Below are 26243 nucleotides of genomic sequence, written 5' to 3'. Positions count from 1 at the left end.
ACCGCATGACGTCCCGAATCAGAAAGGCTGTATTCCCCGTCGCTGGCCTCGGCACCCGCTTCCTTCCCGCCACCAAGACCGTGCCCAAGGAAATGCTGCCGGTGGTGGACAAGCCGCTGATCCAGTACGCGGTGGACGAAGCGATCGAAGCCGGCTGCGACACCCTGGTCTTCATCACCAACCGCTACAAGCACGCGGTGGCCGATTATTTCGACAAGGCCTACGAGCTCGAGCACAAGCTCGAAAAGAAGGGCAAGTCCGAACTGCTTTCCCTGATCCGCGACGTGCTGCCGCGCCACGTGCGCGCCGTCTTCGTGACCCAGGCCGAAGCCCTGGGCCTTGGCCACGCCGTTTTGTGCGCCGAGCCGGTGATCGGCAACGAGCCCTTTGCCGTGGTGCTGCCCGACGACCTGATCTGGAACAAGGGCCCCGGCGCGCTCAAGCAGATGGCCGACCTGGCGCAGGCCCAGGACGCCAGCGTGATCGCGGTGCAGGACGTGCCCCGCGAACAGACCGGCAGCTACGGCATCGTCGCGACCCGGGATTTTTCCGGGCGCTTTGGCGAGATCGAGGCCATCGTCGAAAAGCCGCACCCGGAGGACGCGCCGAGCACGCTGGCCGTTGTCGGGCGATACGTGCTCGACGGCAGCATCTTCGACCTGCTGCGCAAGACCGCGCCCGGTGCCGGCGGCGAGATCCAGCTCACCGATGCCATCGCCGCGCTGATGGCGAACAAGCGCACGCTGGCCTACCGCTTCCAGGGCCGCCGCTTCGACTGTGGCAGCCGCATCGGCCTGGTCGAGGCCACGATCGAGTTCGCGCTCGACCACGAGGACCTGGCCGAACCGGCGCGCGAGTACATGCGCGCCGCTCTGGCGCGCTGAACCCGGCCGCGCGCCGCATGCACGCCGACAGCTTCTACCGCGCCCGTTCGCCGGCGCCGCCGGCGCGTGCGGCGCTGGCCGGCCGGCACGAGGTCCATACCTGCATCGTCGGCGGCGGTTTCGCCGGCCTGAACACGGCGCTGGGCCTGGCCGAGCGCGACAACCGGGACGTCATGCTGCTCGAGGCCCGCGACATCGGCCACGGAGCTTCGGGTCGCAACGGAGGCTTCGTCTTCGGCGGATTCTCCCGTGGCGAAGCCGAACTGCTGGCCGAACTCGGCCCGCAGCGGGCGCAGGCGCTGTACCAGGGCACGGTGGATGCCGTCGACCTCATCCGCCGGCGCATCCAGCGCCACGCCATCCGCTGCGATGCCACCGACGCCGGGGTGATCTGGGCTAACTGGTTCCGTGACCCGGCCGTGCTGCACGGGCGCCAGCGCCTGCTGGCGGAGCATTTCGGCGTGGAGTGGCAGTGGCTGGATCGCGAGCAGATGGCGCATCGCATCGCCAGTACGCGCTACTCCGAGGGGCTGCTGGAAGCCAATGCCCTGCATTTCGATCCCCTGGCCTATGCCCGCGGGCTGGCCGACGCGGCCACGCAGCAGGGCGTGTGCGTGCACGAAGGCAGCCCGGCGCTGTCGCTGGACCGCGACGGCAGCGGCTGGCGCGTGCGCACGCCCGACGGTGAAGTGCACGCCCGTCACGTGGTGCTGGCCTGCGGCGGCTACCTGGCTGGCCTGCGCCGCGAGGTGGACGCCGGGGTGATGCCCATCGCGACCTACGTGATGGTCACCGAACCCCTGGGCCCGCGCCTGGACGAGGTGCTGCGCACGCGTGCGGCGGTCTACGACAGCCGCTTCGCCTTCGACTATTACCGGCCGCTGCCGGACACGCGGCTGCTGTGGGGCGGACGCATTTCGGTCCTGGACCGCTCGCCCGGCGCCGTGCGCCGCCTGCTGCGCCGCGACCTGCTGCGGGTGTTCCCGCAGCTGCATGACCTGCAGATCGAGCGCGCCTGGTCGGGCCTGATGAGTTACGCCCGCCACCAGATGCCGCAGGTGGGCAAGGTGGACGAGGGCCTTTGGCTGGCCCAGGCCTTCGGCGGCCACGGCGTGGCGCCGACGACGTTCGCGGGCGAGCTGCTGGCCTCGGCGATCGCGCATGGTGATCCGCGCTGGCGCGAGATGGCGGACTACGGCCTGGTGTCGGCGCTCAAGCCGGCCGGTTTTGCCGGTGCGCAGTTAAGCTACTGGTGGTACCAGGCCCGGGACGCCTGGAAGGACTGGCGGGAATCGCGATGACAGACCAGGAACAGCAGGCAGGCCTGATCAGCTGGGCCGATTTCGAGAAAGTGATGCTGTGCGCCGGCACGGTGCAGCGGGTCGAGGACTTCCCCGAGGCGCGCAAGCCGGCCTGGAAACTGTGGGTGGATTTCGGCCCGCACGGGGTGCGCAAGACCAGCGCCCAGGTCAAGACCCTCTACAGCGCCCAGGACCTGGTGGGCCGGCAGATCGTCGGCGTCATCAACTTCCCGCCCAAGCAGGTCGGCCCGGTGCGCTCCGAATTCCTGCTCACCGGCTTCCCGACCGAAGCAGGCGTCGTCATCACCACCCTCGAACGCCCGGTCCCCAACGGGACGCGGATGGCGTGAGATTGGCCAAAAAAACGGGCCCCGAAGGGCCCGTTTTCTCTCAGCGCCAGCGTATTCGTCAGAGGGCTTCGAAGATGCCCGCGGCGCCCATGCCGGTGCCGATGCACATGGTGACCATGCCGTATTTCTGCTGACGACGGCGCAGGCCATGCACGATGGTCGCGGTGCGGATCGCGCCGGTGGCGCCCAGCGGGTGCCCCAGGGCGATGGCGCCGCCCAGCGGATTGACCTTGTCCGGGTCCAGTTCGCAGGTGCGGATCACCGCCAGGGCCTGGGCCGCGAAGGCCTCGTTGAGCTCGATCCAGTCCAGCTGGTCCTGGTTCAGCCCGGCCTGCTTGAGCGCCTTCGGGATCGCCGCGATCGGGCCGATGCCCATCACTTCCGGGCGCACGCCCGCGACCGAGAAGCTGACGAAACGCGCCAGCGGGGTCAGGCCGTACTGCTTGATCGCCGATTCCGAGGCCAGCATCACCGCGCCGGCGCCGTCGGACATCTGCGAGCTGTTGCCGGCCGTCACCGAGCCGCCGTTGCGGAACACCGCGCGCAGCTTGGCCAGGCCTTCGGCGCTGGTGTCCGGGCGCGGGCCTTCGTCATGTTCAACCACCAGCTCGCGCTGCTGAACGGTGTCACCGCCCAGCACCGGCTGCCGGGAAACCACGCCATAGGGCGAGATTTCTTCCTTGAACTCACCGGCGGCCTGCGCGGCCAGTGCCTTGCGGTGCGAGGCCAGGGCGAATGCGTCCTGGTCTTCGCGGCTGACCTTCCATTCCTCGGCGACCTTTTCGGCGGTGATGCCCATGCCGTAGGCGATCGCCACGTTGTCGTCCTGGAAGACCTTGGGGCTCATGGCCACCTTGTTGCCCATCATCGGCACCATGGACATGGACTCGGTGCCGCCGGCCAGCACCAGGTCGGCGTTGCCCAGGCGGATCTGGTCGGCCGCCAGCGCCACGGCCTGCAGGCCCGAGGAGCAGAAGCGGTTGATGGTCTGGGCGGCCACCACGTCGGGCAGGCCGGCCAGCAGCACGCCGATGCGCGCCACGTTCATGCCTTGCTCGCCCTCGGGCATGGCGCAGCCGATGATGGCGTCGTCGATGCGGCTGGTGTCGATGCCCGGGCACTGTTCGACCACGGCCTTGAGCACGTGGGCCAGCATTTCGTCGGGGCGGGTGTTGCGGAAGACGCCACGCGGGGCCTTGCCTACCGGGGTGCGGGTGGTGGCGACGATGTAGGCGTCCTGGATTTGCTTGGTCATTTGTTTGTCCTCGTCGTCGCTCAGTTACGCAGCGGCTTGCCGGTCTTGAGCATGTGGGCGATGCGTTCCTGGGTCTTGGGCATCTGGGCCAGCGCGACGAAATGCTCGCGCTCGAGCCGCAGCAGCCACTCTTCGTCCACCAGGGCACCGCGATCCACGTCGCCGCCGCACATCACCGTGGCGATGCGCTTGCTGACCTCGTAGTCGTGTTCGGAAATGAAGCGGCCTTCGATCATGTTCTCCAGCATCATCCGGAAGGTGGCGATGCCGACGTCGCCGGCCACCGCGATCGCACGGGCGGGCAGGGGCGGGCGGTAGCCCGACTCGGCCAGCGCCAGGGCCTGGGCCTTGGCCACGTGAAGCAGTTCGTAGGCATTGAAGACCACCGGGTCGGCGTCGCGGGCCAGCTTCAGTTCCTTGGCCTCGAAGGCCGAGCTCGACACCTTGCCCATCGCCACGGCCTCGAAGTAGGGCTTGAGCTCGGCGAACACGTCGCCGCCCGGGCCCGCCGCCTGCGCGGCGCGCACGGCGATTTCCTTCAGGCCGCCGCCGGCCGGCAGCAGGCCGACGCCGGCCTCGACCAGGCCGACGTAACTTTCCAGCGCGAACACGCTGCGCGCCGCATGCATCTGGAACTCGCAGCCGCCACCCAGGGCCAGGCCGCGCACGGCCGCGACCACCGGCACCAGCGAATACTTGATGCGCTGGCTGGTGGCCTGGAAGGTGGCGACCATGGCCTCGAACTCGTCGAGCTTGCCGGCCTGCAGCGAGCCCAGGGCCCCGGCCAGGTCGGCGCCGGCCGAGAACGGTTCGCTGGGCTGCCAGATCACCAGGCCGCGGAAACCTTTCTCGGCGCGGTCCACGGCTTCCTGGATGCCGGCCAGCACGCCGTCGCTGACGGTGTGCATCTTGGTCTTGAAGCCCAGCACGGCGATGCCGTCGCCGTCGGTCCACATCCGCACCGCGTCCGTTTCGAAAACGGTGTCGCCGGCGCCGGTGCGTTCCCCCAGCACCGGGTCGGGGAAACGCTGGCGGTTGTAGACGGCCAGGTTCGAGCGCGGCAGCTTCTCGCCCTTGGCCGGGCTGAAGCTGCCCTCGGCGGCGTGCACGCCATCGCGGCCGTCGAACACCCAGTCGGGCAGGGGCGCGCTGGACATGGCCTTGCCGGCCACGATGTCCTCGGCGATCCATTCGGCCACCTGCTTCCAGCCGGCGGCCTGCCAGGTTTCGAACGGGCCCAGCTTCCAGCCGTAACCCCAGCGGATGGCCAGGTCGACGTCACGGGCGGTGTCGGCGATGGAGGACAGGTGGTAGGCGCTGTAGTGGAACAGGTCGCGGAACATCGCCCACAGGAACTTCGCCTGGGGGTGTTCGCTGGCGCGCAGCTGGGCGAACTTTTCGGCCGGGTCCTTGTTCTTGAGGATGGCCACCAGCTCGGGGTCGGCCGCGCCGGTGGCGGGGCGGTAGTCCTGTGCCTTGAGGTCCAGGACCTGGATTTCCTTGCCCTTCTTCATGAAGATGCCGGCGCCGGTCTTTTGCCCCAGTGCGCCCTTCTCGATCAGCGCCTTGAGCCAGTCCGGGGCCTTGAAGTAGCCGTGCCAGGGATCCTCGGGCAGGGTGTCGGCCATGGTCTTGATGACGTGGGCCATGGTGTCGAGGCCAACCACGTCGGAGGTGCGGTAGGTCGCCGACTTCGGGCGCCCCAGCAGCGGGCCGGTCAGGGCATCGACCTCGTCGAAACCGAGCTTGCATTCGGCGGTGTGGTGCAGGGTGGCCAGGATCGAGAACACGCCGATGCGGTTGCCGATGAAGTTCGGGGTGTCCTTGGCGTAGACCACACCCTTGCCCAGGGTCGTGACCAGGAAAGTTTCAAGCCCTTCAAGGACTTCGCGGTCAGTCTTCGCGCAGGGGATGAGCTCGGCAAGGTGCATGTAGCGCGGCGGGTTGAAGAAGTGCACGCCGCAGAACCGCGAGTGAAGTGATTCTGGAAGAACCTCCGCCAAGCCATTGATTGACAAGCCGGAAGTGTTCGAGGCCAGGATGGCGTGTGGGGCCACATGGTTCTCGATCTTGTCGTACAGGTCCTTCTTCCAGTCCATGCGCTCGGCGATGGCCTCGATGATCAGGTCGCAGTCCCGGAGCAGGTGCAGGTGCTGGTCGTAGTTGGCGGCGGTGATCGCCGCGACTTTCGACTTGCTGGCCAGCGGCGAGGGGGAAAGTTTTCCCAGGTTGGCGATGGCCTTGTCGACGATGCCGTTGGGTTTGCCTTCCTTGGCCGGAAGGTCGAACAGCACGGTTTCGACGTCGGCATTGGCGAGGTGGGCGGCGATCTGCGCGCCCATCACGCCGGCGCCGAGCACGGCGACCTTGCGAATGAGTAGTTGAGGCATGGGAACAGCTCCGTGGGAGGAGAAGGGAGAGGGTGGGTGCCGGGCTCAGCCGGCGCGCAGGCCGGCGGCGGCGAACCGGATAAGGGCCTGGGCGGCCTTTTCGCAGTGGGCCTTTTCGGAGACGCCCGCCGGGCGCTTGATCAGGCCGAAGTCGGCCATGGCGTAGGTGAGCGCGCCGGCGGTGAAATCCAGCCGCCAGTACAGGTCTTCCTTGGCCAGGTCGGGCAGGGCCTGGCCCAGGGCCCTGGCGAACTCGCGCAGCACGTGGCCGTAGTTGTCGGACAGGAACTTGCGCAGGCGGTCGTTCTTTTCGGCAAAGGCCCGGGCCAGCACCCGCACGAAGGCCGAGCCGCCGTGGCGGTCGATGGTCAGGGCCAGGGGCGGTTCGATGAAGGCCGAGAGGATGGCCTCCAGGTCGCCCGGCTGCTTGTCCTGGGCCTGCCGCAGCAAGGCCAGGCGACGTTCGCTCATCTCGTCCATGCGGCGCCGGAAGACCTCGTTGACCAGGTTTTCCTTGCTGCCGAAGTGGTAGTTGACCGCCGCGATGTTGACGTCGGCCCGGCTGGTGACCTGCCGCAGCGACGTGCCTGCGAAGCCGTGCTGGGCGAACAGTTCTTCGGCGGCGCCGAGGATGCGTTCCTTGGTGTTGAAATGGCTCGTGCTCATGGCTTGCCAGCGTTCGATTGAAACAGGTGTTGGCGAGTGTACCCGGAGCCGGACCAGGGTCAAATGGGCAATTCAAACGAGTGCAACACCGGAGGCTCCCCGGAGGAGGGTGAGGGCGGGGTGGCCGATACTGCTGGAAATAATCAGGGAATTGCGCTAAACCCTCGCCGTACCGGGGAATTGTGGTAAATTCATGGGCTCCCAAAACCCTTGCAACCTACGGAGTTAGACCATGGCGCTGGAGCGCACCATTTCCATCATCAAGCCCGACGCGGTCGCCAAGAACGTCATCGGCGAGATCTACGCCCGCTTCGAAAAGGCCGGCCTGAAGATCGTCGCGGCCAAGATGAAGCACCTTTCCCGCAAGGAGGCCGAAGGCTTCTACGCGGTGCACCGCGAACGTCCCTTCTTCAACGCCCTGGTCGAGTTCATGACCTCGGGTCCGGTGATGATCCAGGTGCTCGAAGGTGACAACGCCGTCGCCAAGAACCGCGACCTGATGGGCGCCACCAATCCGAAGGAAGCCGCGCCGGGCACCATCCGCGCCGACTTCGCCGAAACCATCGACGCCAATGCCGTGCATGGTTCCGACAGCCTGGAGAACGCCGCGATCGAAACCGCGTACTTCTTCAGCGCCACCGAGCTCTGCCCGCGTTGAGTGATGCCGTGACCGAGGCCGTCGCCAAGACCAACCTGCTCGACCTCGATCGCGAGGGCATGGAGCACTTCTTCGCCGACATCCTCGGCGAGAAGCGCTTCCGCGCCCACCAGGTGATGAAGTGGATCTACCACCAGCACGTCACCGACTTCGGGCAAATGACCGACGTGGGCAAGGCGCTTCGCGCCAAGCTCGAGGCGGTCGCCGAAATCCGCCCGCCGAACGTGCTTTTCGACAAGCCGTCGGCGGACGGTACCCACAAGTGGCTGCTGGGCATGGACGCCGGCAACGCCATCGAGGCCGTGTTCATCCCCGACAAGGGCCGCGGCACGCTGTGCGTGTCCAGCCAGGTCGGCTGCGGCCTGAACTGCCAGTTCTGCTCCACCGCCACCCAGGGCTTCAACCGCAACCTCAGCACTGCCGAAATCATCGGCCAGGTGTGGGTGGCCTCCAAGCACCTGGGCAACAAGACCCATCTCAACCGCAAGCTCACCAACGTGGTGATGATGGGCATGGGCGAGCCGCTGCTGAACTTCGACAACGTGGTGCGCGCCATGAGCATCATGCGCGACGACCTGGGCTTCGGCCTGGCCAACAAGCGCGTCACCCTGTCCACTTCGGGCCTGGTGCCGATGATCGACCGCCTGGCCGTCGAATCCGACGTCGCCCTGGCCGTGTCGCTGCACGCGCCCAACGACGAACTGCGCACCGAGCTGATCCCGCTCAACAAGAAGTACCCCGTGGCCGAGCTGATGGACGCCTGCGTGCGTTACCTGCGCAACAAGCGCAAGGGCGACTCGGTCACCTTCGAATACACCCTGATGAAGGGCGTCAACGATTCCCCGGCCATCGCCCGCGAACTGGCGAAGCTGATGAAGTCGTTCTCCAACAAGATGCAGTACGCGGACGCGGGCAAGGTCAACCTGATCCCGTTCAACCCGTTCCCCGGCACGCGCTTCGAGCGCAGCGGCGAAACGGAAATCCGCGCTTTCCAGAAGATCCTGCTCGACGCCGGCGTGCTCGCCATGGTCCGGCGTACCCGCGGCGACGACATCGACGCGGCCTGTGGCCAGCTCAAGGGCCAGGTCATGGACCGTACGCGCCGCCAGTCCGAATTCAAGCGCAAGCTCGAACAACAGGGGGTTTCCGATGCAGCTTAAGTCGTTCCCGTTCCTCTTCGCCGGCGCGCTGGCGCTGGTCCTGGCCGGGTGTGCCGGCACCGGGGGCGTCACGCGCGCCACCAAGGCGCAGCCGGAGATGAGCAACAAGGGCATGGCCAACCTGCAGCTGGCGCAGAACTACCTTTCCGCCGGCAAGCTCGACGTCGCCATGGACCGCGCCCAGCGCGCCCTTCGCAGCGACCCGGGCTCGGCCGACGTCCAGGTGGTCATGGGCATGATCCGCCAGGCCCTGGACGATTCCACCCGGGCCGGCGAGCATTTCGCCCAGGCCGCCAAGCTGGCCCCCGACACCGGCCACATACTCAACGCCTACGGCGCCTGGCTGTGCGAACACCGGAAGTACGACGAAGCCGATGCGGTGTTCGCCCGTGCGGTGCTCGACCCTTTCTACGAGGCCAAGGCGCAGGCGTACTTCAACGCCGGGCGCTGTTCCGTTCACGCTGGCCGGCTGGACCGGGCCGACGTTGCCCTGCGCAAGGGCCTGGCCATCGACCCAAAGAGCGCTTCGCTGCTCGAGCAGATGGCGCGCCTGCAGTACCAGCAGGGCAATTTCATGGGCGCCCGGGCCTTCTTCCAGCGTCGTGAATCGGTGGCCGAAGTGGGCGCCGAGCTGCTCGAGCTGGCCATCGCCATCGAAGAAGGTGCCGGCGACCGCGCCGCTGCCGAGCGCTACCGTACGCGCCTGCGGCAGGGTTTCCCGGACCACACGCCAACCGCCCGCAAGGAATCCCCGCAGTCATGACTACCGAAGGCCGGCAGGAAGGTTTGTTTGTAGATCCCCTTGGCCAGCGCCTGCGCGCGGCCCGCGACAAGTGTGGGCTGACCCGGGAGCAGGCCGGCCAGCAGCTGCGGCTGCCGGTCGCCATCATTGAAGCGATGGAGCGCGAGGACTGGCAGCGACTGGGTGCGCCGATCTACGTGCGCAGCTACCTGGGCAGCTACCTGCGCCTGCTGGACCTGCCGCAGGAGTTGCTGCAGCCAGTGGTCGCGCCGGCGCCGACGCCGGCCCTGGTGCCGCTGACCTCGCGGTCCGGGCTGCGCCGTACCCTGGACAAGTCCCTGCGCAACGTCGTCTACTTGGTGATGACCGCGGTGCTGGTGGTTCCCGTGGTGCTGGTCGCCCGGCACTACCAGAACGCCGACCGGCCGCAGTCGCTGACCCTTGAGCCCGATGCCTCGGTGTTGCCCGCGCTCGACCCCGCGCCGGCTGTCGCCGGCGCCGACCGCACCATCGCGCTGCCTGCCGTCACGCCTGAACCGGTCACCCCGGAGCCGGTGATGGCTTCCATGGCCCCGGTCCCGGCCAAGACCCCGGCGCCGGAACTCCCGGCTGCGATCACCGGCCAGGACGGCCTCGTGCTGCGCTTCAGCGGCCAGAGCTGGCTGGAAGTGAACGACGCCCAGGGTCGCAGCCTGGAGCGCGCGCTGCTCGACGCCGGCGCCGAGCGCCGCTACGCAGACGGGGAAGTGGGCTACATCACGCTGGGCAATGCCGCCGCCGTGGAAGTGCTGCACGATGGCCAGCCGGTGAACCTCGAGCCCTTCCGCACGGCGAACGTCGCCCGCTTTACGGTATCCTCTGGCGGCGAACCCGAGCCTGCCCGGTAATCCACCGGCGCCCCGGCCACCCGACCCACTGCCCGCGCCGTCCGTGCGCCGGCCCGAAGAAGTGATCCATGGACCAGATTGACGAATACGAACAGGGCGAACGCGTTCGCGCCTGGCTCAAGAACAACGGCTCTTCCCTGATCACCGGCGTTGCGCTGGGCCTGGCGGCCCTGGGTGGCTGGCAGTGGTGGCAGAACCAGGGGGAAGCGCGCAAGGTCGAGGCCGCCGCCGAATTCCTGGCCTACAGCCGCGCCTCGGACGGCGGGCAGACCGACAAGGCCCTGGCCCATGCGCAGGCGCTGCGCCAGAACCATCCGGAAACGCCCTACATCGCGATTGTCGCGCTCAATGAAGCGCAGCGCCTGCAGGCCGAGGGCAAGGCCGAGGAGGCGCTGGCCAAGCTCGACGCCGTGTCGCCCGAACACGTCGACCCGGCCATGGCCGAGCTGCTGCAGCTGCGCGCGATGCGCCTGCTGGCCGGCCTTGGCAGGCACGAAGACGTCATCAAACGCCTCGACGCGCATCCGCTGCCCAGTTACCCCGGCGTCGCCGGCGAGCTGCGGGGTGATGCCGAACTGGCGCTGGGCAACCGCGAACAGGCCCGAGCGGCCTACGAGCAGTCGCTTGCCGCGCTTGACCTGGCGTCGCCGACCCGCGGCATCGTCGAAATGAAGTTCACCGCGGCCGGCGGCCGCCTGCCCGATTCCCCGGAGGCCTGAGCGCATGCTGCGTCGTACCCTGATCATCGCGGCGCTACTGGCGTCCACCACGGGCTGCACCACCCTCAAGGGCTGGTTCGGCGACGACAAGAACAAGGCCAGCGATCCGGCCGAGCTGGTTGAAATCGCCAGCCCCATTGCCGTCAACAAGGCCTGGTCGCGCAAGCTCGGCGATGAAAACGCCAGGCTGGGCCTGCGCCAGCGCCCGGCCATAGAAGGCGACCGCCTGTACGTGTCCAACGACGAAGGCCGCGTGCTGGCGATCAGCGCCACCAACGGCGACGTGCTCTGGGATTCCGAAGTCGCCCCGACCCGCAAGGAGGGCAGCCGCCTGTTCTTCTGGCGCCGCAAGTCCATCGACGGTGGCCTCAGCGGTGGTCCGGGCGTGGGCAACGGCATGGTGGTCGCCGGCGGCCGCAATGGCGAAGTGGTGGCCCTGGACGCCGAAACCGGCGCCGAGCGCTGGCGCGCCAAGGTCACCTCCGAGGTGATCGCCGCGCCGCTGGTCACCCCCGATCGCATCATCGTGCGCAGCAACGACGGCCGCACCTTTGGCCTGGACCCGGCCGACGGCACCCGCAAGTGGGTGTTCGACCGCGGCATCCCGGCCCTGAGCGTGCGCGGCAACGGCGCGCCGGTCAGCGACGGCCAACTGGCCTACCTGGGGTATGACGACGGCACCGTCGTCGCCCTGCGCATCAACGACGGCCTGGTCGCCTGGACCCAACTGGTCGCCGAATCCGAAGGCCGCAACGACCTCGACCGCATGGCCGACGTCGACGGCGAGCTGGCCCTGGGCTTCTCCGAACTGTTCGCCACCAGCTTCGCCGGCCAGACCATGGCCATTTCGACCCAGAACGGCCGCCCGCTGTGGAACCGCGATACCGGCGGTTATTCCGGCCTGGCCCTGCTGGGCGACCGCGTGGTGCTGTCCGACACCGCCGGCACGGTCTGGGCGCTGGATCGCAACACCGGTTCGGCCCTCTGGCGCCAGGAAGCCCTGGCCCGCCGCTGGCTGACCACGCCGGCCATCCATGGCAACTACCTGGTGGTGGGCGACCTGGACGGCTACGTGCACTGGCTGCGCAGCGACGACGGCGTCATCGTCGGCCGCAACCGCGCCGGCAAGGCACCGATCCGCGGCACCCCCCAGGTCACCCCGACCGGCACCTTGATCGTGCTGGACGCCGAGGGTCGCCTGTCCGCTTACCCGTCGCCGGCGCAATAAGAAGCCGGTTGACGTAATCCACGGGAGAGTTCCGCGTGTTGCCATTGGTTGCTCTCGTGGGCCGTCCCAACGTCGGCAAGTCAACGCTGTTCAATGCGTTGACGCGCAGCCGTGACGCGCTCGTGCACGACGAACCCGGGGTCACCCGGGATCGCCACTACGGATTCTGCCGGCTGGTCGAAGACCGGCCCTTCGGCCTGTGCGACACCGGCGGCCTGTCCGGCGACGAAGAAGGCCTGGCCGGCGCCACCGCGCGCCAGGCCCGCGCCGCCGTGGAAGAAGCCGACCTGGTGCTGTTCGTGGTCGATGGCCGCGAAGGCCCTTCGGCCGTCGACGACGCCATCCTGGCCTGGCTGCGCAAGACCGGCCGGCGGTTTTTCCTGGTCATCAACAAGGTCGACGGCCTGGAGCTGCAGCCGGTGCTGTCCGAGTTCGCGCGCTACGGCGTCGAGAAGGTCATCCCGGTCGCCGCGGCGCACCAGCGCGGCGTGCCCGAGCTGCTTGAACAGGTCATCCCGGAGCTGCCCGAAGACGGCGACGCCGCGGTGCTGGCCGACGACCCGCATCGCATCCGCATCGCCTTCCTGGGCCGGCCCAACGTCGGCAAGTCGACGCTGGTGAACCGCCTGCTGGGCGAGGAGCGCATGATCGCCTCCGACGTGCCCGGCACCACCCGCGATTCGATCGCGGTGGACCTGACCCGCGACGGCCGCGACTACCGCCTGATCGACACCGCCGGCCTGCGCCGGCGCTCGAAAGTGGAAGAAGCGGTCGAGAAGTTCTCGGTATTCAAGACCCTGCAGGCGATCGAAAACTGCCAGGTCGCGGTGGTGCTGCTCGACGCCGGCGAAGGCGTGACCGAACAGGACGCCACCGTGCTGGGCCTGATCCTGCAGGCCGGCAAGGCGCTGGTGATCGCGGTCAACAAGTGGGACGGGCAGAGCAAATACCAGCGCGAGCAGACCGAAGGCATGCTGGTGCGCAAGCTGTCGTTCTGCGAGTGGGCCGAGCGCCTGCCCATTTCGGCGCTGCATGGCACCGGCATGCGCGAACTCTTCCGCGCCATCCACCGCGCCCACGCCTCGGCCACCAGGGAATTCAGCACCTCGGAGGTCACCAAGGCGCTGGAAATCGCCTACCAGAGCTTCCCGCCGCCGGCCGTGCGCGGGCATGTCTCGAAGCTGCGCTATTGCCACCCGGGCGGCGCCAACCCGCCCACCTTCATCGTGCACGGCACCCGCCTGCGCGTGCTCAGCGAAAGCTACCGGCGTTACCTCGAGAACTTCTTCCGCAAGCGCTTCAAGCTGGTCGGCACGCCGGTTCGCTTCATCTTCAAGGAAGGCGAAAACCCCTACGAGGGCAAGAAGAACCCGCTCAGCGACCGGCAGATCAAGGCCAAGCGCCGCCTGATGCGGCACGTCAAGCGCGGGAAGTGATCGCGGGCGCCGACGTCACCCTGGGCCTGCTGGCCGGAGGACGCGGCGAACGCGTCGGTGGCCGGGACAAGGCCTGGCTGCCGCGCGCGGGCAAACCGGCGCTGGACGCCGTGCTGCAGGAACTCGGAACTCCGGCCTTCGCCCAGCGGCTCGCCAGCGTGCGAACGCCCGATCCGCGTTGGGCCCGGCGCGAATTCACCTGCGTGCAGGACCTTCGCCCCGGCCAGCCGGGTCCACTGGCCGGCCTGGAAGCACTGGCCGCCGCCTGCCGCACGCCCTGGCTGCTGGTGCTGCCGGTGGATGTCCACGACCTGCCGGAAAACCTGTTCGACCGGCTTGCGCAGCTGGCGTCGCCGCAAGGGGCCTGGCTGCGCGATGGCGGCGGGCTGCAGCCGCTGGTGGGCCTGTGGCCGGGCGCCGGGCTGCAAGCCGCCACGCGGTCCGCGCTCGATGCCGGTGAAGCCGTCGTACACCGCGCCCTGGCGACGCTGTGCCCGGCCACGCTGGATATTTCGCCCGCCCGCCTGGGCAATGCCAATACGCCCGAGGCCTATGATCAAACCCCATGAGACCTGACTTCCCCACACGCATCAGCTTCGACGAGGCCGCCGGAATCATCGACCGGGTTGCCGCCAGTCGCCGGCTTTCCAGCGAACGCATCCCGCTGCAGCGTGGGCTGGGCCGGGTGCTGGCCGAAGACCTGGTGGCGCCGATCGCGCTGCCCAACTTCGACAATTCGGCCATGGACGGCTTCGCCGTGCGCGGCCTGCCGATGCCCGACGGCGGCTGGCAGCTGGTGGGCGAACAGTTCGCCGGCGCCGACCGGGGCCTGGCGCTGGCGCCGGGGCAGGGCAGTCGCATCACCACCGGCGCGTCGCTGCCGGCCGGCGCTGAAGCGATCGTCATCAAGGAGAACGCACGGCTGGACGGTGATCGCCTGACCACCGACCGCGCGCCGTCCGCGAACGACCATATCCGCCGCGCCGGCGAAGACGTGCAGCCCGGGACGCAGCTGCTGTCTGCCGGCGACGTGCTGACCCCCGCGCGCCTGGGCCTCGCTGCGGCGCTTGGCCTGGCCGAGCTCGCCGTTGCGCGCCGCCCGACCGTCGCCGTTTTCACTACCGGCGACGAGCTGAAGCCGCCTGGCCAGGCGCTGGCGCCGGGCGAAATCCACGATTCCAACCGCGCCCTGCTGCAGACGCTGCTGCTGGCCGAAGGCCTGGAGCCGGTGGCCTGGCCGATCCTGCCCGACGAACCGGCGCGCATAACAGCGATGCTTGAAGACGCGGCGTTTTCCTTCGACCTGGTGATCACCTGCGGCGGCGTCAGCGCCGGCGAAAAGGACCATCTGCCGGCGCTGCTGCAGGCCCGCGGTGAAACCCACTTCTGGAAGGTGCGCATGAAACCCGGCATGCCGCTGCTGTTCGGGCGCCTGGGCGAGGCGAGGCTGCTGGGCCTGCCCGGCAACCCGGTGTCGGTGCTGGCGACCTTCCTGACGCTGGGACGCCGCCTGATCGATGGCCTGCAGGGACGCAAGGAGCCACGCACGCACTGGCGCGCCAGGCTGGCCCAGCCCGTGCACAAGCGCCACGACCGGCGCGAGTTCATGCGCGGGCGCCTGCAGGTGGATGCGGGCGGCCAGCTGCACGTGGTCCCCGATGCCGCCACCGGCTCGCACCGCCTGGCCGCCGCCGCGGGCAACGACGTGCTGCTGGTGTTGCCCGAAGGTGCCGGCGAATTCGACGCCGGGACCGTGGTCGACTGCCTGCCCTGCGCGGCGGGTCGCGGCTAGACTGGCCCGATGCCCCCGATCGAAGAAATCACGCCCGCCGAAGCCCGCCGCCGCATGGCGCGCGGCAGCCGGCTGCTGGACGTACGCGAACCCGATGAACACGCGCTGGGCCTGCCCGAAGGTGCCCTGCCGGTGCCGCGGGCCGCGCTGGAAGCCGAACCTGCGCGCATCACCCCCGACACCGATGCCGAGCTGCTGCTGATCTGCGGCAGCGGACGGCGTTCGATGATGGCGGCGCAGGCGCTGCAGGCCCGGGGTTACACGCGCCTGTGTTCGGTGGCCGGCGGCTTCGAAGGCTGGTGCCGCGAAGACCTGCCCACGACGGGTGGCGCCCCCGACGACGCCGATTTCCTGGAGCGTTATTCGCGCCACCTGCGCCTGCCGCAGGTCGGGCTGGAAGGCCAGCGGCAGCTGGCGCAATCACGCGTGCTGCTGGTGGGTGCCGGCGGCCTGGGTTCACCGGCGGCGCTGTACCTGGCCGCGGCCGGCATCGGCCGGTTGGTAGTCGCCGATGACGACGTGGTGGATCGCAGCAACCTGCAGCGCCAGGTGCTGCACACCGAAGACCGCATCGGCCAGCCAAAGGTCGAGTCCGCGCGCCGGGCGCTCAATGCGCTGAACCCGCGCGTGCAGGTGCAGGCCGAACGGGTTCGTGTCACCGAGCAGACCGTGGACGCCCTGGTGCAGGCGGCCGACGTGGTGGTGGACGGTGCCGACAATTTCCCCGTGCGCTACGTGCTCAACGCCGCCTGCCTGCGCCATCGCAAGCCGCTGGTGTACGGCGCCGTGCATCGTTTCGAAGGGCAGGTGAGCGTTTTCGATGCCGGACGCCGGCGCGGCGAAGCGCCCTGTTACCGCTGCCTGTTCCCGGAACCGCCGGCCGCCGAAGACGCGCCCAACTGCGCCGAAGCCGGCGTGCTGGGCGTGCTGCCCGGTGTGATCGGCCTGCTGCAGGCCACCGAAACGATCAAGCTGCTGCTGGGCATCGGCGAACCCCTGTCGGGCCGCCTGCTGCACTTTGATGCGCTGGCGATGCGGTTCCGGGAAACCCGCCTGCGTGCGGACCCCCAGTGCCCCGGCTGCGGACCGGAAACGGCGGGCAGGGACTAGCGCAGCCAGTTCGCCGCCGCCGCACCCACGGCCGCGACCAGGCCGGTGGCCACCGCCACCCGCGCCAGCAACATGCGCCGCGCGGTGGGTTCCAGGCCGGCGACCGGTTCGCCGGGCGGCGCGACATCGGAGCGTTCAAGCAGCAGGCCGACCATGGCGTCCACCAGGGCCGGCGGGAAGGAGTGCGGATCGAAGCCGCTGCGGCCGTGGCGGGCCAGCAGCTGCTGGACTTCGGGCGCGTTGGGTACGTGTTTCATGGCCCACTCGCCGAAGCTGGGTTCGTCGATCTCGCGGCGGTCGAGCAGGCGTACGTCGCGGTGACGGTCGTCCCCGGCCAGGCGCTCGTAAAGTGCCTGCACCTCGGCCGCGCGCCCCTCGAGGCACTGGAAGAAGCTGCCGTCGGCGAAATACAGGCCGCCATAGATGCGCTGCCTGGCGTTGTTGCGCCGGGATTGCGCCAGGATGCGGGCGACTTCCGGATGGATGCCGGCCCCTTCCCGGATGGGCGGGAAGGTGGACCGGCTGGCGTAGACGAGTCGGAGATGACGGGACATGGGGCACCTGACGGCGATGGCAGGCCTGCAGCTTGCCCCGCCGTGCGCATTCGGACCGTGAAACCGGCTCAGGTCATCTGCGAGCTTTCTTCGAATGCCAGTCGGCGCGTCCCGGCCTGGACAAGCAGCGGCTCGAGCTTCGCATGGTCTTCAACGCTGGCATCCACGACCACCAGGACCCGGCCCGCCTTGACCTCGTCCTCGAACTGCTGGCGCACCGGGTCGGGCAGGGCGGAGCCCATCAGGGCCGCCGACCAGGTGCCCGCGGCCGCGCCCACCGCGGCAATGGCGGCGGCGCCCGCCAGGGTGACGCCCAGCGGGGGGATGGCCACGGCGACCAGGCCGGCGACCAGGCCGGTGGCGCCGCCGCCCAGCGCGCCCTTGACCGCCGCCGGCATGAAGTCGGTGCGCGATTCGCGGAACTCTTCGGGAATGGCTTGCATTTCCAGGTCGGAACGGGCGATCAGGGCGATGTCTTCGTCCGCGACGCCGGCCTGGCGCAGCGCGCCGACGGCGCGTGCGGCGACATCAACGTCCCGTGCAAGGAATACATGTTTGGTTCTCATGGTTCGTACCTCCACCGTGCTTGCAGTGAAACAAGCCTTGCATGGCGGCCGTTCCCCGAGGGTGAACGGCGACGATGCGCATCGTGCCTAGCGCGATTCCAGTTCATCGATGAGCGCCTTCATTTCGGCGATCTCGCGTTCCTGCGCGGCGATGATCTCGTCGGCGAGCTTGCGGACCCGCGGATCGTCGATGCGGGCGCGCTTGCTGGTGAGGATGGCGATGGAGTGGTGCGGGATCATCGCCTTCATGTACGACACGTCGTCCACCGTGGTCTGGCTGCGCAGCAGCCACAGGCTGCCGGCGAAAACCGCCAGCGCCAGGCCCAGGATGCTTACGTTCAGACGCTTGTCCTTGTACATGCCCCACATGAAGCCAAGCATCACCAAGGCCATGCCGGCGACCATGATCACCGTCATCCAGGCGCGCGTCTGGCTGAAGAAGACGTGGCTCATTTCATAGGTGTGCAGGTACATCAGCCCGTACATCAACAGGCCGGACGTGAGCAGCATCAGCGCGAAGCGGATATAGGGGTTCATGCGGTCTCCCGGGTGGCATGGTTTTTGGATTGCACCAGATGCCTTCCAAGTTCCGTACCAACAAGGAGTCCGCCATGCCACGCGGAGACAAATCCAGCTATACCGACAAGCAAAAGCGCAAGGCCGAACACATCGAAGAGAGCTACAAGGAGCGCGGTGTGTCGCAGGACGAGGCGGAAAAGCGCGCCTGGGCCACCGTCAACAAGGAAGACGGCGGCGGCAAGAAGTCCGGATCCGGGCGCAAAGGTTCATCCTGAGCGTGGAAATTGCACGACGGCCCTTGCAGCCTGCACGGGCCGCCTGGCCCCTGGCGTTCACCAGATGAGGTCGTCGGGCACCTTGAACCGCGCGTAATAAGCGTCGTCCTCGGAGGAGGGCGCATCGGCCTGGCTGCCGGCAGCCAGGCCGTGGTCGAGCACGATCAGGCTGGCGTGGCGCTCGCGAACCTTGTCGCCGGCGGCGCGCGGCAGCAATACGTAGCGGTCATCCAGGCGGGCGATGACCAGGTGGCCGGCCGAGAGCTTGCGGCGCAGTTCGTCGTTGACCAGGAGGGTGCGGATGGCGCCGTTGGCAGTGAAGCGGTATTCGCTGTCGCCGGCGGGCGGCAGCTTCTTGTCCTTGATGATCTGCCGGGCCTGGGCCTTGAGTTCGGCAGCCTGCGACTTGGCCTTGGCCTCGGCGGCGAGGGCACGGTCGCGGGCCACCTTTTCTTCGCGGACACGCTCGGCTTCACGGCGGATGTCGTCCGGGTCCTTGCTGCCCTTGGCATGGCGCGCCTTGTCCTGCGCACGCGCGACTTCGGCCATCTTGGACTTCTTGGCCAGGCCGGCCTTGAGCAACTGTTCCTGCAGGGGATTGGGTTTGGCCATGCGGGCATTGTACCCGCCGTTCGCTCAGCCCTCGACGCGGTTCCTGCCGCCGGCCTTGGCGCGGTAAAGCTGCTGGTCGGCCTTTTCCACCAAGGTGGTGGGCGCCGCATCGTGCGAGGGGGTCACGGTGGCCACGCCCAGGCTGATGGTGACCACGCCCACGGCGTCGTTGCCGTCGTGGGGCAGGGCCAGTTCCTCGACGCGGCGGCGCAGGGCCTCGGCCACGGCCCGCGCCGCCGCCGGGTCCGCGCCGGGAAGGATCACGGCGAACTCCTCGCCGCCGTAACGGGCCACCAGATCGCCGCCCTGGCGAATGCCGGCCTTGAGCGCCGCCGCCACCTGCTGCAGGCAGGTGTCGCCAGCGACGTGGCCGTACTGGTCGTTGTAGCGCTTGAAGAAATCAATGTCGGCCATGATCACCGACAGTTGGCTTTGCTGGCGGATGCCGCGTTCCCATTCGCGGGCCAGCCCGTCGTCGAAGGCCCGGCGGTTGGGGATGCGGGTCAGGCCATCGGTGGCCGAAAGTTCGCGCAGGCGGTCTTCTATTTCCTTCTGCGTCGACAGGTCCTGGAGCACGACGATGAAATGTTCGATACGGCCGTCGTCATCCCGCACCACCTCGGCCAGCGCCCCCACGGGATAGCGCGAACCGTCGTCGCGCGTAGCCCAGACTTCTTCCTGCCAATGGTCGCCGGCGGACACTGCGGCCATAACGCGCTTGTGCAGGGCAGGGTCGTGCCTGAAAGCGGGAGGCATGCCGCCCAGCACGTCGGCTTCCCGGCGCCCGGTGAGCTTTTCATAGGCCGGGTTCACGCGCCGGATCCGCATCTGCGGGTCGAGCACCATGATGGCCTCGCTGGTGTGCCGGACCACGACGTCGGCCAGGCGCAGGCCTTCCTGGGCCCGGTCCAGTTCGTGCAGGCGGTCGGCAAGCTGGTGGCCTAGGGCCGACAGCCGGTTGCCGGCCCGGCGCTGCAGCTGCAGCCCGACCAGGAACAAGGCGATCAGCGACAGCACCAGGGCCGAAATGACCAGGCCCATGCCGCGGTAGCGCGCCTGCGCGTCCAGCCATTCCTGGTGCGCGATGTCGACGCCAAGCACGGCGACCAGCCGGCCGTCGTGGTGGATGGGGGTGAGGGCGCTGACCCAGGTTCCCCATTGGTCCTCAATCGCTTCGGAGAACTGCGGGTCGCCGGTGGACGCGGTCTGGCGGAGGTAGCCGGAGGGTCCGTCATAGACGTCGCCAGGCGCTGAATAGTCCGGCGACCCCGGGTCCTCGGCGTCTGCCAGGAATACAAAGCGGTCGCTACCTGGGGCTTGAGGCCGCATCAGGTAGACGAAACGAAACTCCGGGTTGGCCGACCGGACGGCAATCAGGCGGGAGCGAACGGCTTCGTGGACGGGCGTACCGGCGTCGCTGGCATCGCCGCGCAAGGCCGCGATTTCTCCGGCGTCGAGCAGCGCCGCCGCGGTGCTGACGACGGCAACGCCGTGGCGGTGTTCCAGGGATTCACCGAAGCTTGAAAGCTGGCCGACGAACCAGAAGGCAGCCAAGACCGCCGCCGCCAACAGCATGGCGCCCAGCCAAAGCGGGCTCCGGGTTGCTTCCGGTACCTTTGGAAGAGCGGGTTCGGGGCCTGCCATGGGGGCAGTTTACAGGCCAAACCTTCCCTGGGCACCGGACTGGCGGGAGAGTTCGGAGCTAGCGCAAAGTTGTGATTAGGGCACGTTATCGGGGGTAGGGGAGGCCCGCTTCCGACCCGTAGCCGACATCTTCGCTTCCTCTTGCAGGCACTGGTCGACTCTCACCTCCGCGTCGGAAAGAGCTGACCAGCGATTCGGGTGTTGAGTGAGTCATTCCTCTAGGGCCGCGGCGACTAGTACCTCCTGGGCGTGCGAACTTCCGCTTGCGGCCAGAAACGGACATCGGGGCCAGGCAGAACGCCCGGCTAAGCTGCTGCGGCGCGCGCAGTAAGTTGCAGTCGGACTTGAGCCATTTGTTAGCTGTGACCTTACGCAGCTTGCCGCCGTAACCGAAACTACCGCTGCGGGTTAGTGACTCTGAGCTTTTTGCTTTATCCAATGTATCGCAATATCTAGGGGTTCTGTTTTATTAGTATTGTGCCCTAGCGATGGGAACAAGACATATTCAAAAGGCTTGCCCTGAGCTTTTAGAACATTAAGTTGCTCCATACACATTTTGACAGGAATCTGTATATCTTTTTCTCCAAAAAGCCAAAGACCAGGTACCGTTAGAGCACTCAAAGAAACTTTCGGATCTGTGGCTTTAAACTGGTATTTATCAGGATCATTTTCAGTGTGCTCACGTGCATCTTCATCAGTATGATTTTCCCAAAAATCTTCTCTGTTATTGGTGTAGAACTGAAATCTAAGTTGCTCTAGAGTGGTGATTGTAGGACTACTAAAAAGAACCATAAATTCTACCAACGGATTTTTATGTGCGGCGATTGGGATAATCCAGCCTGCTTGACTCGCGCCAACAAGACCAATAGGCAAATCTTTGTCATGCTGGTGAATAACATTTATCGCTGCACTTGCGTCTTTTGCTAGCAAAGTCAAATTATCAACACTTATATTGTTGGTTCCCACCTGAGGTCCAACATAAACGCCACCAGACTCTCCAACTCCGCGCTTGTCATACGTCAAAACTAGTAAGCCATTTTGGGCTAATAACTCTGCCAACTTTGTCATACGTGGTACGGGATCAGAACCATGTACTAACACCACTGCTGCTTGAGCATCTTTCGGGGCATATATGCTCCCTGCTAATTTAACGCCTTCGCTTTCAAAAACTATCTCTTTGACCAAGATAGAGTCTTCCGCTTGATTTGGAGCACGACTTCGATATTCGCTTTTTGTCATGCAGCCTGACGCAAAAAATAGTAAAAACAATAGACAGCTTATTGACTTCATATTTGAAGAACACCTTAGTAGTTTCATTTACGCAATAAGACCATAGAAAAGATAAGTTATCTGCTTAGACTAAAACAACCACTCCCAATACAGTAATGGATTTATAGATGTTGCGAACAACTAAGTAATAGTAATTTCCCATTGGGCAGCTAACACACTGAATTCAGCCGCGCCGAAGGCGTCGGCTTGAAGGATTGGTTAGGCCGAGTCAACTGGTCCTCCCGCGATGCTCTCTGCTTGTCGAGCCCGGTGCTCCCGGGAAGACCCAAACTGCGATCTGCGTGCATAGCAGAAAAGCAATTGGAAATGAGAGCGCCGCTACGGACCCGACTCGCTGATAGTACTCAATGTCGGTCCAAGGAAACGCGAAGAAGTTTGGAAGCATAACTACTAAGATTGAAGCCGCAGGAAATGGAAGCGGCGCGGCAAGCCAGGTCCCTGCAAGAACGAATATGCCGCGTTTGGCCGCACGTGAGATGGGGGCGCGCCTTAAGGCGATTCGGGCTAGGACCGCGCATAGAAATATGGTTACCAAAAAGACGACCGTCCACCAAACCACCGTGGTCACGGCATTGACGATGGTGGTCACCCAATAAGTGCGAGGATTGGAGGCGGGTGGCGGGGTCACCATCGCCACGGGTTCTCCAAGTGTTCGGCCCAGTTCGTCTTGCAGCAGTGACACGAACGCGTTTCCTTCGGCACTGAACCCACCCGGCCTGCCTTCGTAGATGCTCAGCTCGAAGTAGGGGCCAGGAGGGGGATCATATGGAAGCGCACTAGTTCTCATGCCAGGCACGGTGAAATCAATTACTTCCACACGAAGATCTCTAGCTCTATGCAGATATGTGTAGCGATTCTGAAGCTCGAAAAGGAGACGGTCATCGGAACCACGAGTCCTTCTCAAGAGACTGATCATCTGTTCATCAGTCCCAAGATCTTCAAAGCCCTGCTCGCGAAGTAGTGGACTCAAAGCGTCTAACACGGCCTCGCGCGAGGTTAGCTCGCTCCCCGAAACCGTCAAGCGTGCGGGCTCAAGGTGATACGAAACGCCGCAAGCCGCTAGCACGAACATCAAAACCAGTAGAAGGCATGGCTTGAGCATGGCGATGTGGCGCCTAACTCCCTGATGTGCGGACGCTGCGGTCAAGCTATACATGGGATCGCTCCACGGGCTGGCAGCTCGCTACCCGATGACTCTGAGGGAGTTTGGACCGACCTTGTCCGACAAACAATCCGGAGCAAACCCGGACACCATCGCTCTGGGGCGTCCGGACTCGGGGTGATCCTAGAAGCATTTGACGAGAGTACGGATGTCCGCTTCGGGACCGTGGACGCCCGCACTTGCTCGATCCGGGCCTCGGCGAGCATGAGCTCGAGCTTGCCCTTGATTCGCAGTAGGGTCACGGCGGTCACCCGGTCCAGGTTTCGCAGCATCGGGTTCATGCGTTCATCCCCGAAGCCACGCCGGATTGCGCATGCTCCACGCCACTGACGTTCCTCGTGTTCTTCACCCCGTGATTACTGGACGGGGTTCGACGGCAACGAGCAGGCACGATCGACACCCCCGCTGGCGGGGGGGTAACAGTTGGGCGGGAAGGTTGCGGCGGTTCTAACACCCCCGTGGGCGGGGGGTATTGAGCTGGGTCGGGACGATTCACCGGGCCAGCAGCAGCGCCACTCGACACTATCTCGGAACGGGTAGGCTCGCAAGCCGCCCGGGCCCGCGCCCTGGCCCTGAATTCGTCGGCCATCCGGCACGTCAACGACCACCAGGTCATGTGGCCGGGTCGGAACGCGTGGCCCTCAGGCGTCCACAGGGTATTGCCGACCACGCGGAAGCCTCGCCACGCCGGGTCGGTCAGTTCGTGGCCCCGAAGCACGCGCATGAGCTTGTAGGCGGCGTACGGGATGCGGACGCGGTCCGACTCCCAATTCTGTAACGTGCGTTCGGTGACCCGAAGAAGTTTCGCCGCAGCCGGCACGGACAGGCAGCAGGTCGAACGAGCCTCACGGAAGCGGGAAGCAGTCACGGCGCGGGTTCTGGGGCCTTTGGCGGCGTAGCCGGCTCGGGAGAGCCTACCTCGTTTACTGCGCATAATGTATATTATGTCAAGTCTGATACTAGGGGCTTTAGCCGGCCTGCGTCTATCCTGAGCGTCCCTGCCTTCCTGCCCGCCTCCGGGGTGCCATGCCTTCCGACGCGTTGCCCCCTAGCCTGAGCGACCACCGGGTCAGGCTGTCCCAGGACGCCATCGCTGCCGTGCGCAGTGTCAGCCAGGGTCGCGTGCACTGGGAGCCGGTGCGCTCACTCTGGTTTTCGGGCATGGCGCTGGGGGCCGTGGTTGGCGGCGCATTGACCTTCAGCTGGTCTGCTTTCGTGCTGTTCGTGGCCAGCACCGCCACGGTTTTGCTGCTGGGCCACTCGCTGGGCATGCACCGCAAGCTGGTGCACGACAGCTTCGACTGCCCGCGCTGGCTGGAGTACCTGCTGGTCTGGTTCGGCACGCAAGTCGGGCTGGCTGGTCCGTTGTCCATGGTCCGTACCCACGACCTGCGCGACTTCGCCCAGCGCCTGCCTGACTGCCACGACTTCCTGGCCCACCGCCGTTCGTTCCTGGTGGATGCCTGGTGGCAGCTGCATTGCGAACTTCGCCTTGAAGACCCGCCGCGGATCGAAATCGAAGCTCGAATCAGCGACGACGCATTCCTTCGTTTCCTGGAACGCACCTGGATGTGGCAACACGTGGTCGTGGCGCTGCTGCTCTTCGCGGTCGGCGGCTGGGGTTTCGTGTTCTGGGGCGTGTGCGCCCGGGTCACGGCCGGGGTCTTCGGGCACTGGCTGGTGGGCTATTTCGCGCACAACCATGGCCGGATGCACCACGAAGTCGTCGGCGCCGCGGTCCAGGGACACAACGTGCCACTGGCCTCGCTGCTGACCATGGGTGAGTGCTGGCACAACAACCACCACGCGTTTCCCGGTTCTTCGCGGCTGGGCCTGTATCCCGGCGAATGGGACCCGGGCTGGTGGGCCCTTTGCGGCCTGCGACGGCTCGGTCTCGTTTCGCAGCTGCGGCTTCCCGCCGACCTTTTGCCGCGACCGGAACTTCGCCGGTTGCCGGCAGGCGGCCACCCCTATCCTTCCAAGGTCCTGTTCACTGAATGAACTCCCCCAAGTACGACGAAATCTTCCCGCCGTCGCCCACGGCCAGGTCCATGCCCTACTCGTTCTGGTGGCCGCTGGTTTGCGGTGCCCTCGCCGGGTTGCTTATCCGCCTGGTCTACATGGGCGATCCGGGCGGGCGCTACTCGGCGATGATGGCGTCCTTTATCTATCTCTCGCCCTTCGTGGTGGGCATGGTCACCGTCTACGTGGCCGAGCGCAGCCATCGGCGAAGCTGGGGCTACTACGCCTGGGCGTCGGTCTTTGCCAATGTCATGTATGTGCTTGGCAGCCTGGTCACGCTGTTCGAAGGCATCATCTGCGCCATCGTCATCTTCCCGCTGTTCTCGCTGTTTGGCGCTTTGGGCGGACTCTTGATGGGCCTGGTGTGTCGCCTGACCAACTGGCCCAGGGGCACGGTATACAGCGTGGCCGCCCTGCCCCTGGTGCTGGGTGCCTTCGTGGGCACGCCGGCACCGAACAACGATCCACTGCTGAGCGTGCAGCGCGAAGTGCTGGTCCAGGCTCCGGCGGAACAGGTTTGGCGACACCTCATGGATGCCGACGCCATCGCCCCGGCTGAAGTCGAAGATGCGTGGATGTACCGCATTGGCGTGCCGATGCCGCTGGCCGGGGTCACTGAAGAAACGCCCGAGGGCCTGGTGCGCGACGTGCGCATGGGCAAGGGCATCCATTTCACCCAGGTGGCCCGGGACTGGGAGCCGGGTCGTCGCGTGCAGTGGCAGTACCGCTTTGCGCCCGATTCCGTGCCGCCGGGTGCCCTCGATGACCACGTGCGCATCGGCGGCCACTATTTCGACCTCGTGGGCACGACCTACACGCTGACCCCCCGGGGCGGGCAGACCCTGCTCGAGATCGACATGCAGTACCGCGTCAGCACGTCCTTCGACTGGTACGCGCAGCCTATCGCCCGCTGGCTGATCGGGGATTTCAGCGAAGTGATCCTGGACTTCTATCGCCAGCGCAGCGAACAGGCGGGCGATGCGGGGCCGGCTTGACCTTGCCCCGGGGGCAAGGCTCACGC

General features: G+C 66.5%; 25 protein-coding genes and 1 pseudogene. 16 read left to right on the top strand and 10 right to left on the bottom strand.

Annotated elements, in window-relative coordinates:
- The first annotated feature begins 5 nt into the window (after positions 1 to 5).
- Genes galU through IEX13_RS05860 form a run of 3 tightly spaced genes read left to right on the top strand, consistent with a single transcriptional unit; the run spans position 6 to position 2535 of the window.
- The gene (gene galU / locus IEX13_RS05870) at positions 6 to 884 is read left to right on the top strand and encodes a UTP--glucose-1-phosphate uridylyltransferase GalU (protein WP_188662155.1); all 879 of its coding nucleotides are present in this window, start codon (positions 6 to 8) and stop codon (positions 882 to 884) included.
- A 17-nt stretch (positions 885 to 901) separates the two neighbouring features.
- Positions 902 to 2185, top strand: a complete 1284-nt coding sequence (locus tag IEX13_RS05865; RefSeq protein ID WP_188662153.1) for an NAD(P)/FAD-dependent oxidoreductase — start codon at positions 902 to 904, stop codon at positions 2183 to 2185.
- Entirely contained in the window at positions 2182 to 2535 is a 354-nt protein-coding gene (locus tag IEX13_RS05860; protein ID WP_188662151.1) for a tRNA-binding protein, read from the top strand. Before IEX13_RS05865 ends, IEX13_RS05860 begins: the two co-directional genes overlap by 4 nt.
- Positions 2536 to 2593: 58 nt before the next feature.
- Here the strand turns inward: IEX13_RS05860 and IEX13_RS05855 are convergent, their stop codons facing one another.
- Genes IEX13_RS05855 through IEX13_RS05845 form a run of 3 tightly spaced genes read right to left on the bottom strand, consistent with a single transcriptional unit; the run spans position 2594 to position 6846 of the window.
- The gene (locus IEX13_RS05855; RefSeq protein WP_188662150.1) at positions 2594 to 3790 is read right to left on the bottom strand and encodes an acetyl-CoA C-acyltransferase; all 1197 of its coding nucleotides are present in this window, start codon (positions 3788 to 3790) and stop codon (positions 2594 to 2596) included.
- A 20-nt stretch (positions 3791 to 3810) separates the two neighbouring features.
- Entirely contained in the window at positions 3811 to 6180 is a 2370-nt protein-coding gene (locus tag IEX13_RS05850) for a 3-hydroxyacyl-CoA dehydrogenase/enoyl-CoA hydratase family protein (protein ID WP_188662147.1), read from the bottom strand.
- A gap of 45 nt (positions 6181 to 6225) precedes the next feature.
- Positions 6226 to 6846: a TetR/AcrR family transcriptional regulator gene (locus IEX13_RS05845; RefSeq protein ID WP_188662145.1), complete on the bottom strand. Its 621-nt coding sequence runs from the start codon at positions 6844 to 6846 to the stop codon at positions 6226 to 6228.
- Positions 6847 to 7078: 232 nt separating this feature from the next.
- Between IEX13_RS05845 and ndk the strand changes: the two genes are divergently transcribed.
- The 10 genes from ndk (at position 7079) to moeB (ending at position 16578) form a co-directional block, all read left to right on the top strand.
- Positions 7079 to 7504: a nucleoside-diphosphate kinase gene (gene ndk, locus IEX13_RS05840; RefSeq protein WP_188662144.1), complete on the top strand. Its 426-nt coding sequence runs from the start codon at positions 7079 to 7081 to the stop codon at positions 7502 to 7504.
- Positions 7492 to 8664: a dual-specificity RNA methyltransferase RlmN gene (rlmN, locus tag IEX13_RS05835; protein ID WP_188663041.1), complete on the top strand. Its 1173-nt coding sequence runs from the start codon at positions 7492 to 7494 to the stop codon at positions 8662 to 8664. Before ndk ends, rlmN begins: the two co-directional genes overlap by 13 nt.
- Positions 8654 to 9427 carry a type IV pilus biogenesis/stability protein PilW gene (pilW, locus tag IEX13_RS05830; protein ID WP_188662142.1) on the top strand — a complete coding sequence of 258 codons (774 nt, stop codon included), beginning with the start codon at positions 8654 to 8656 and terminating at the stop codon, positions 9425 to 9427. Before rlmN ends, pilW begins: the two co-directional genes overlap by 11 nt.
- Entirely contained in the window at positions 9424 to 10293 is an 870-nt protein-coding gene (locus IEX13_RS05825; RefSeq protein WP_188662140.1) for a RodZ domain-containing protein, read from the top strand. Before pilW ends, IEX13_RS05825 begins: the two co-directional genes overlap by 4 nt.
- A gap of 68 nt (positions 10294 to 10361) precedes the next feature.
- A complete protein-coding gene (locus tag IEX13_RS05820) occupies positions 10362 to 11012 on the top strand; it encodes a YfgM family protein (protein ID WP_188662138.1) in 651 nt (216 codons plus the stop codon).
- Positions 11013 to 11016: 4 nt separating this feature from the next.
- Complete coding sequence (bamB, locus tag IEX13_RS05815; protein WP_188662136.1) at positions 11017 to 12240, top strand: outer membrane protein assembly factor BamB; 1224 nt, start codon at positions 11017 to 11019, stop codon at positions 12238 to 12240.
- Positions 12241 to 12275: 35 nt separating this feature from the next.
- A complete protein-coding gene (gene der / locus IEX13_RS05810; protein ID WP_188662134.1) occupies positions 12276 to 13676 on the top strand; it encodes a ribosome biogenesis GTPase Der in 1401 nt (466 codons plus the stop codon).
- A complete protein-coding gene (locus IEX13_RS05805) occupies positions 13673 to 14245 on the top strand; it encodes an NTP transferase domain-containing protein (RefSeq protein ID WP_188662131.1) in 573 nt (190 codons plus the stop codon). Before der ends, IEX13_RS05805 begins: the two co-directional genes overlap by 4 nt.
- Positions 14242 to 15468, top strand: a complete 1227-nt coding sequence (locus IEX13_RS05800; RefSeq protein ID WP_188662129.1) for a molybdopterin molybdotransferase MoeA — start codon at positions 14242 to 14244, stop codon at positions 15466 to 15468. Before IEX13_RS05805 ends, IEX13_RS05800 begins: the two co-directional genes overlap by 4 nt.
- Before the next feature lie 9 nt (positions 15469 to 15477).
- Positions 15478 to 16578, top strand: a complete 1101-nt coding sequence (gene moeB, locus IEX13_RS05795; RefSeq protein ID WP_188662128.1) for a molybdopterin-synthase adenylyltransferase MoeB — start codon at positions 15478 to 15480, stop codon at positions 16576 to 16578.
- Here moeB and IEX13_RS05790 read toward each other — a convergent pair.
- From IEX13_RS05790 to IEX13_RS05780, 3 genes are all read right to left on the bottom strand, one after another.
- Entirely contained in the window at positions 16575 to 17132 is a 558-nt protein-coding gene (locus IEX13_RS05790; protein WP_188662127.1) for a BLUF domain-containing protein, read from the bottom strand. The two genes, moeB and IEX13_RS05790, sit on opposite strands and share 4 nt — an antisense overlap.
- A gap of 68 nt (positions 17133 to 17200) precedes the next feature.
- A complete protein-coding gene (locus IEX13_RS05785) occupies positions 17201 to 17698 on the bottom strand; it encodes a hypothetical protein (protein ID WP_188662126.1) in 498 nt (165 codons plus the stop codon).
- Between the two features lie 87 nt (positions 17699 to 17785).
- Entirely contained in the window at positions 17786 to 18235 is a 450-nt protein-coding gene (locus tag IEX13_RS05780) for a DUF305 domain-containing protein (protein ID WP_188662125.1), read from the bottom strand.
- 74 nt (positions 18236 to 18309) lie between these two features.
- On the opposite strand from IEX13_RS05780, the pseudogene IEX13_RS05775 reads away from it, so the two are divergent.
- Positions 18310 to 18480 (top strand): annotated as a pseudogene (locus tag IEX13_RS05775) (HupB); the annotation flags it as partial.
- A 69-nt stretch (positions 18481 to 18549) separates the two neighbouring features.
- Here IEX13_RS05775 and IEX13_RS05770 read toward each other — a convergent pair.
- The 4 genes from IEX13_RS05770 to IEX13_RS05755 form a co-directional block, all read right to left on the bottom strand.
- On the bottom strand, positions 18550 to 19104 hold the full coding sequence (locus tag IEX13_RS05770; RefSeq protein ID WP_188662124.1) for a DUF2058 domain-containing protein: 555 nt from the start codon (positions 19102 to 19104) through the stop codon (positions 18550 to 18552).
- A 24-nt stretch (positions 19105 to 19128) separates the two neighbouring features.
- Positions 19129 to 20679, bottom strand: coding sequence for a diguanylate cyclase domain-containing protein (locus IEX13_RS05765; RefSeq protein ID WP_188662123.1), 1551 nt, complete (start codon positions 20677 to 20679; stop codon positions 19129 to 19131).
- A gap of 477 nt (positions 20680 to 21156) precedes the next feature.
- Positions 21157 to 21987: an alpha/beta hydrolase family protein gene (locus IEX13_RS05760; protein WP_229668466.1), complete on the bottom strand. Its 831-nt coding sequence runs from the start codon at positions 21985 to 21987 to the stop codon at positions 21157 to 21159.
- Positions 21988 to 23477: 1490 nt separating this feature from the next.
- Positions 23478 to 24134, bottom strand: coding sequence for a VC1465 family Xer recombination activation factor (locus IEX13_RS05755; protein ID WP_229668465.1), 657 nt, complete (start codon positions 24132 to 24134; stop codon positions 23478 to 23480).
- Between the two features lie 92 nt (positions 24135 to 24226).
- Between IEX13_RS05755 and IEX13_RS05750 the strand changes: the two genes are divergently transcribed.
- Complete coding sequence (locus IEX13_RS05750; protein ID WP_188662121.1) at positions 24227 to 25201, top strand: acyl-CoA desaturase; 975 nt, start codon at positions 24227 to 24229, stop codon at positions 25199 to 25201.
- The gene (locus tag IEX13_RS05745) at positions 25198 to 26217 is read left to right on the top strand and encodes an SRPBCC family protein (RefSeq protein ID WP_188662119.1); all 1020 of its coding nucleotides are present in this window, start codon (positions 25198 to 25200) and stop codon (positions 26215 to 26217) included. Before IEX13_RS05750 ends, IEX13_RS05745 begins: the two co-directional genes overlap by 4 nt.
- Positions 26218 to 26243: the final 26 nt, after the last annotated feature.

This window comes from Arenimonas soli, assembly GCF_014643775.1.
Lineage (GTDB): Bacteria > Pseudomonadota > Gammaproteobacteria > Xanthomonadales > Xanthomonadaceae > Arenimonas > Arenimonas soli.
The sequence above is the reverse complement of the archived record's forward strand: the minus strand, read 5'-3'. Positions and strand labels throughout refer to the sequence as shown.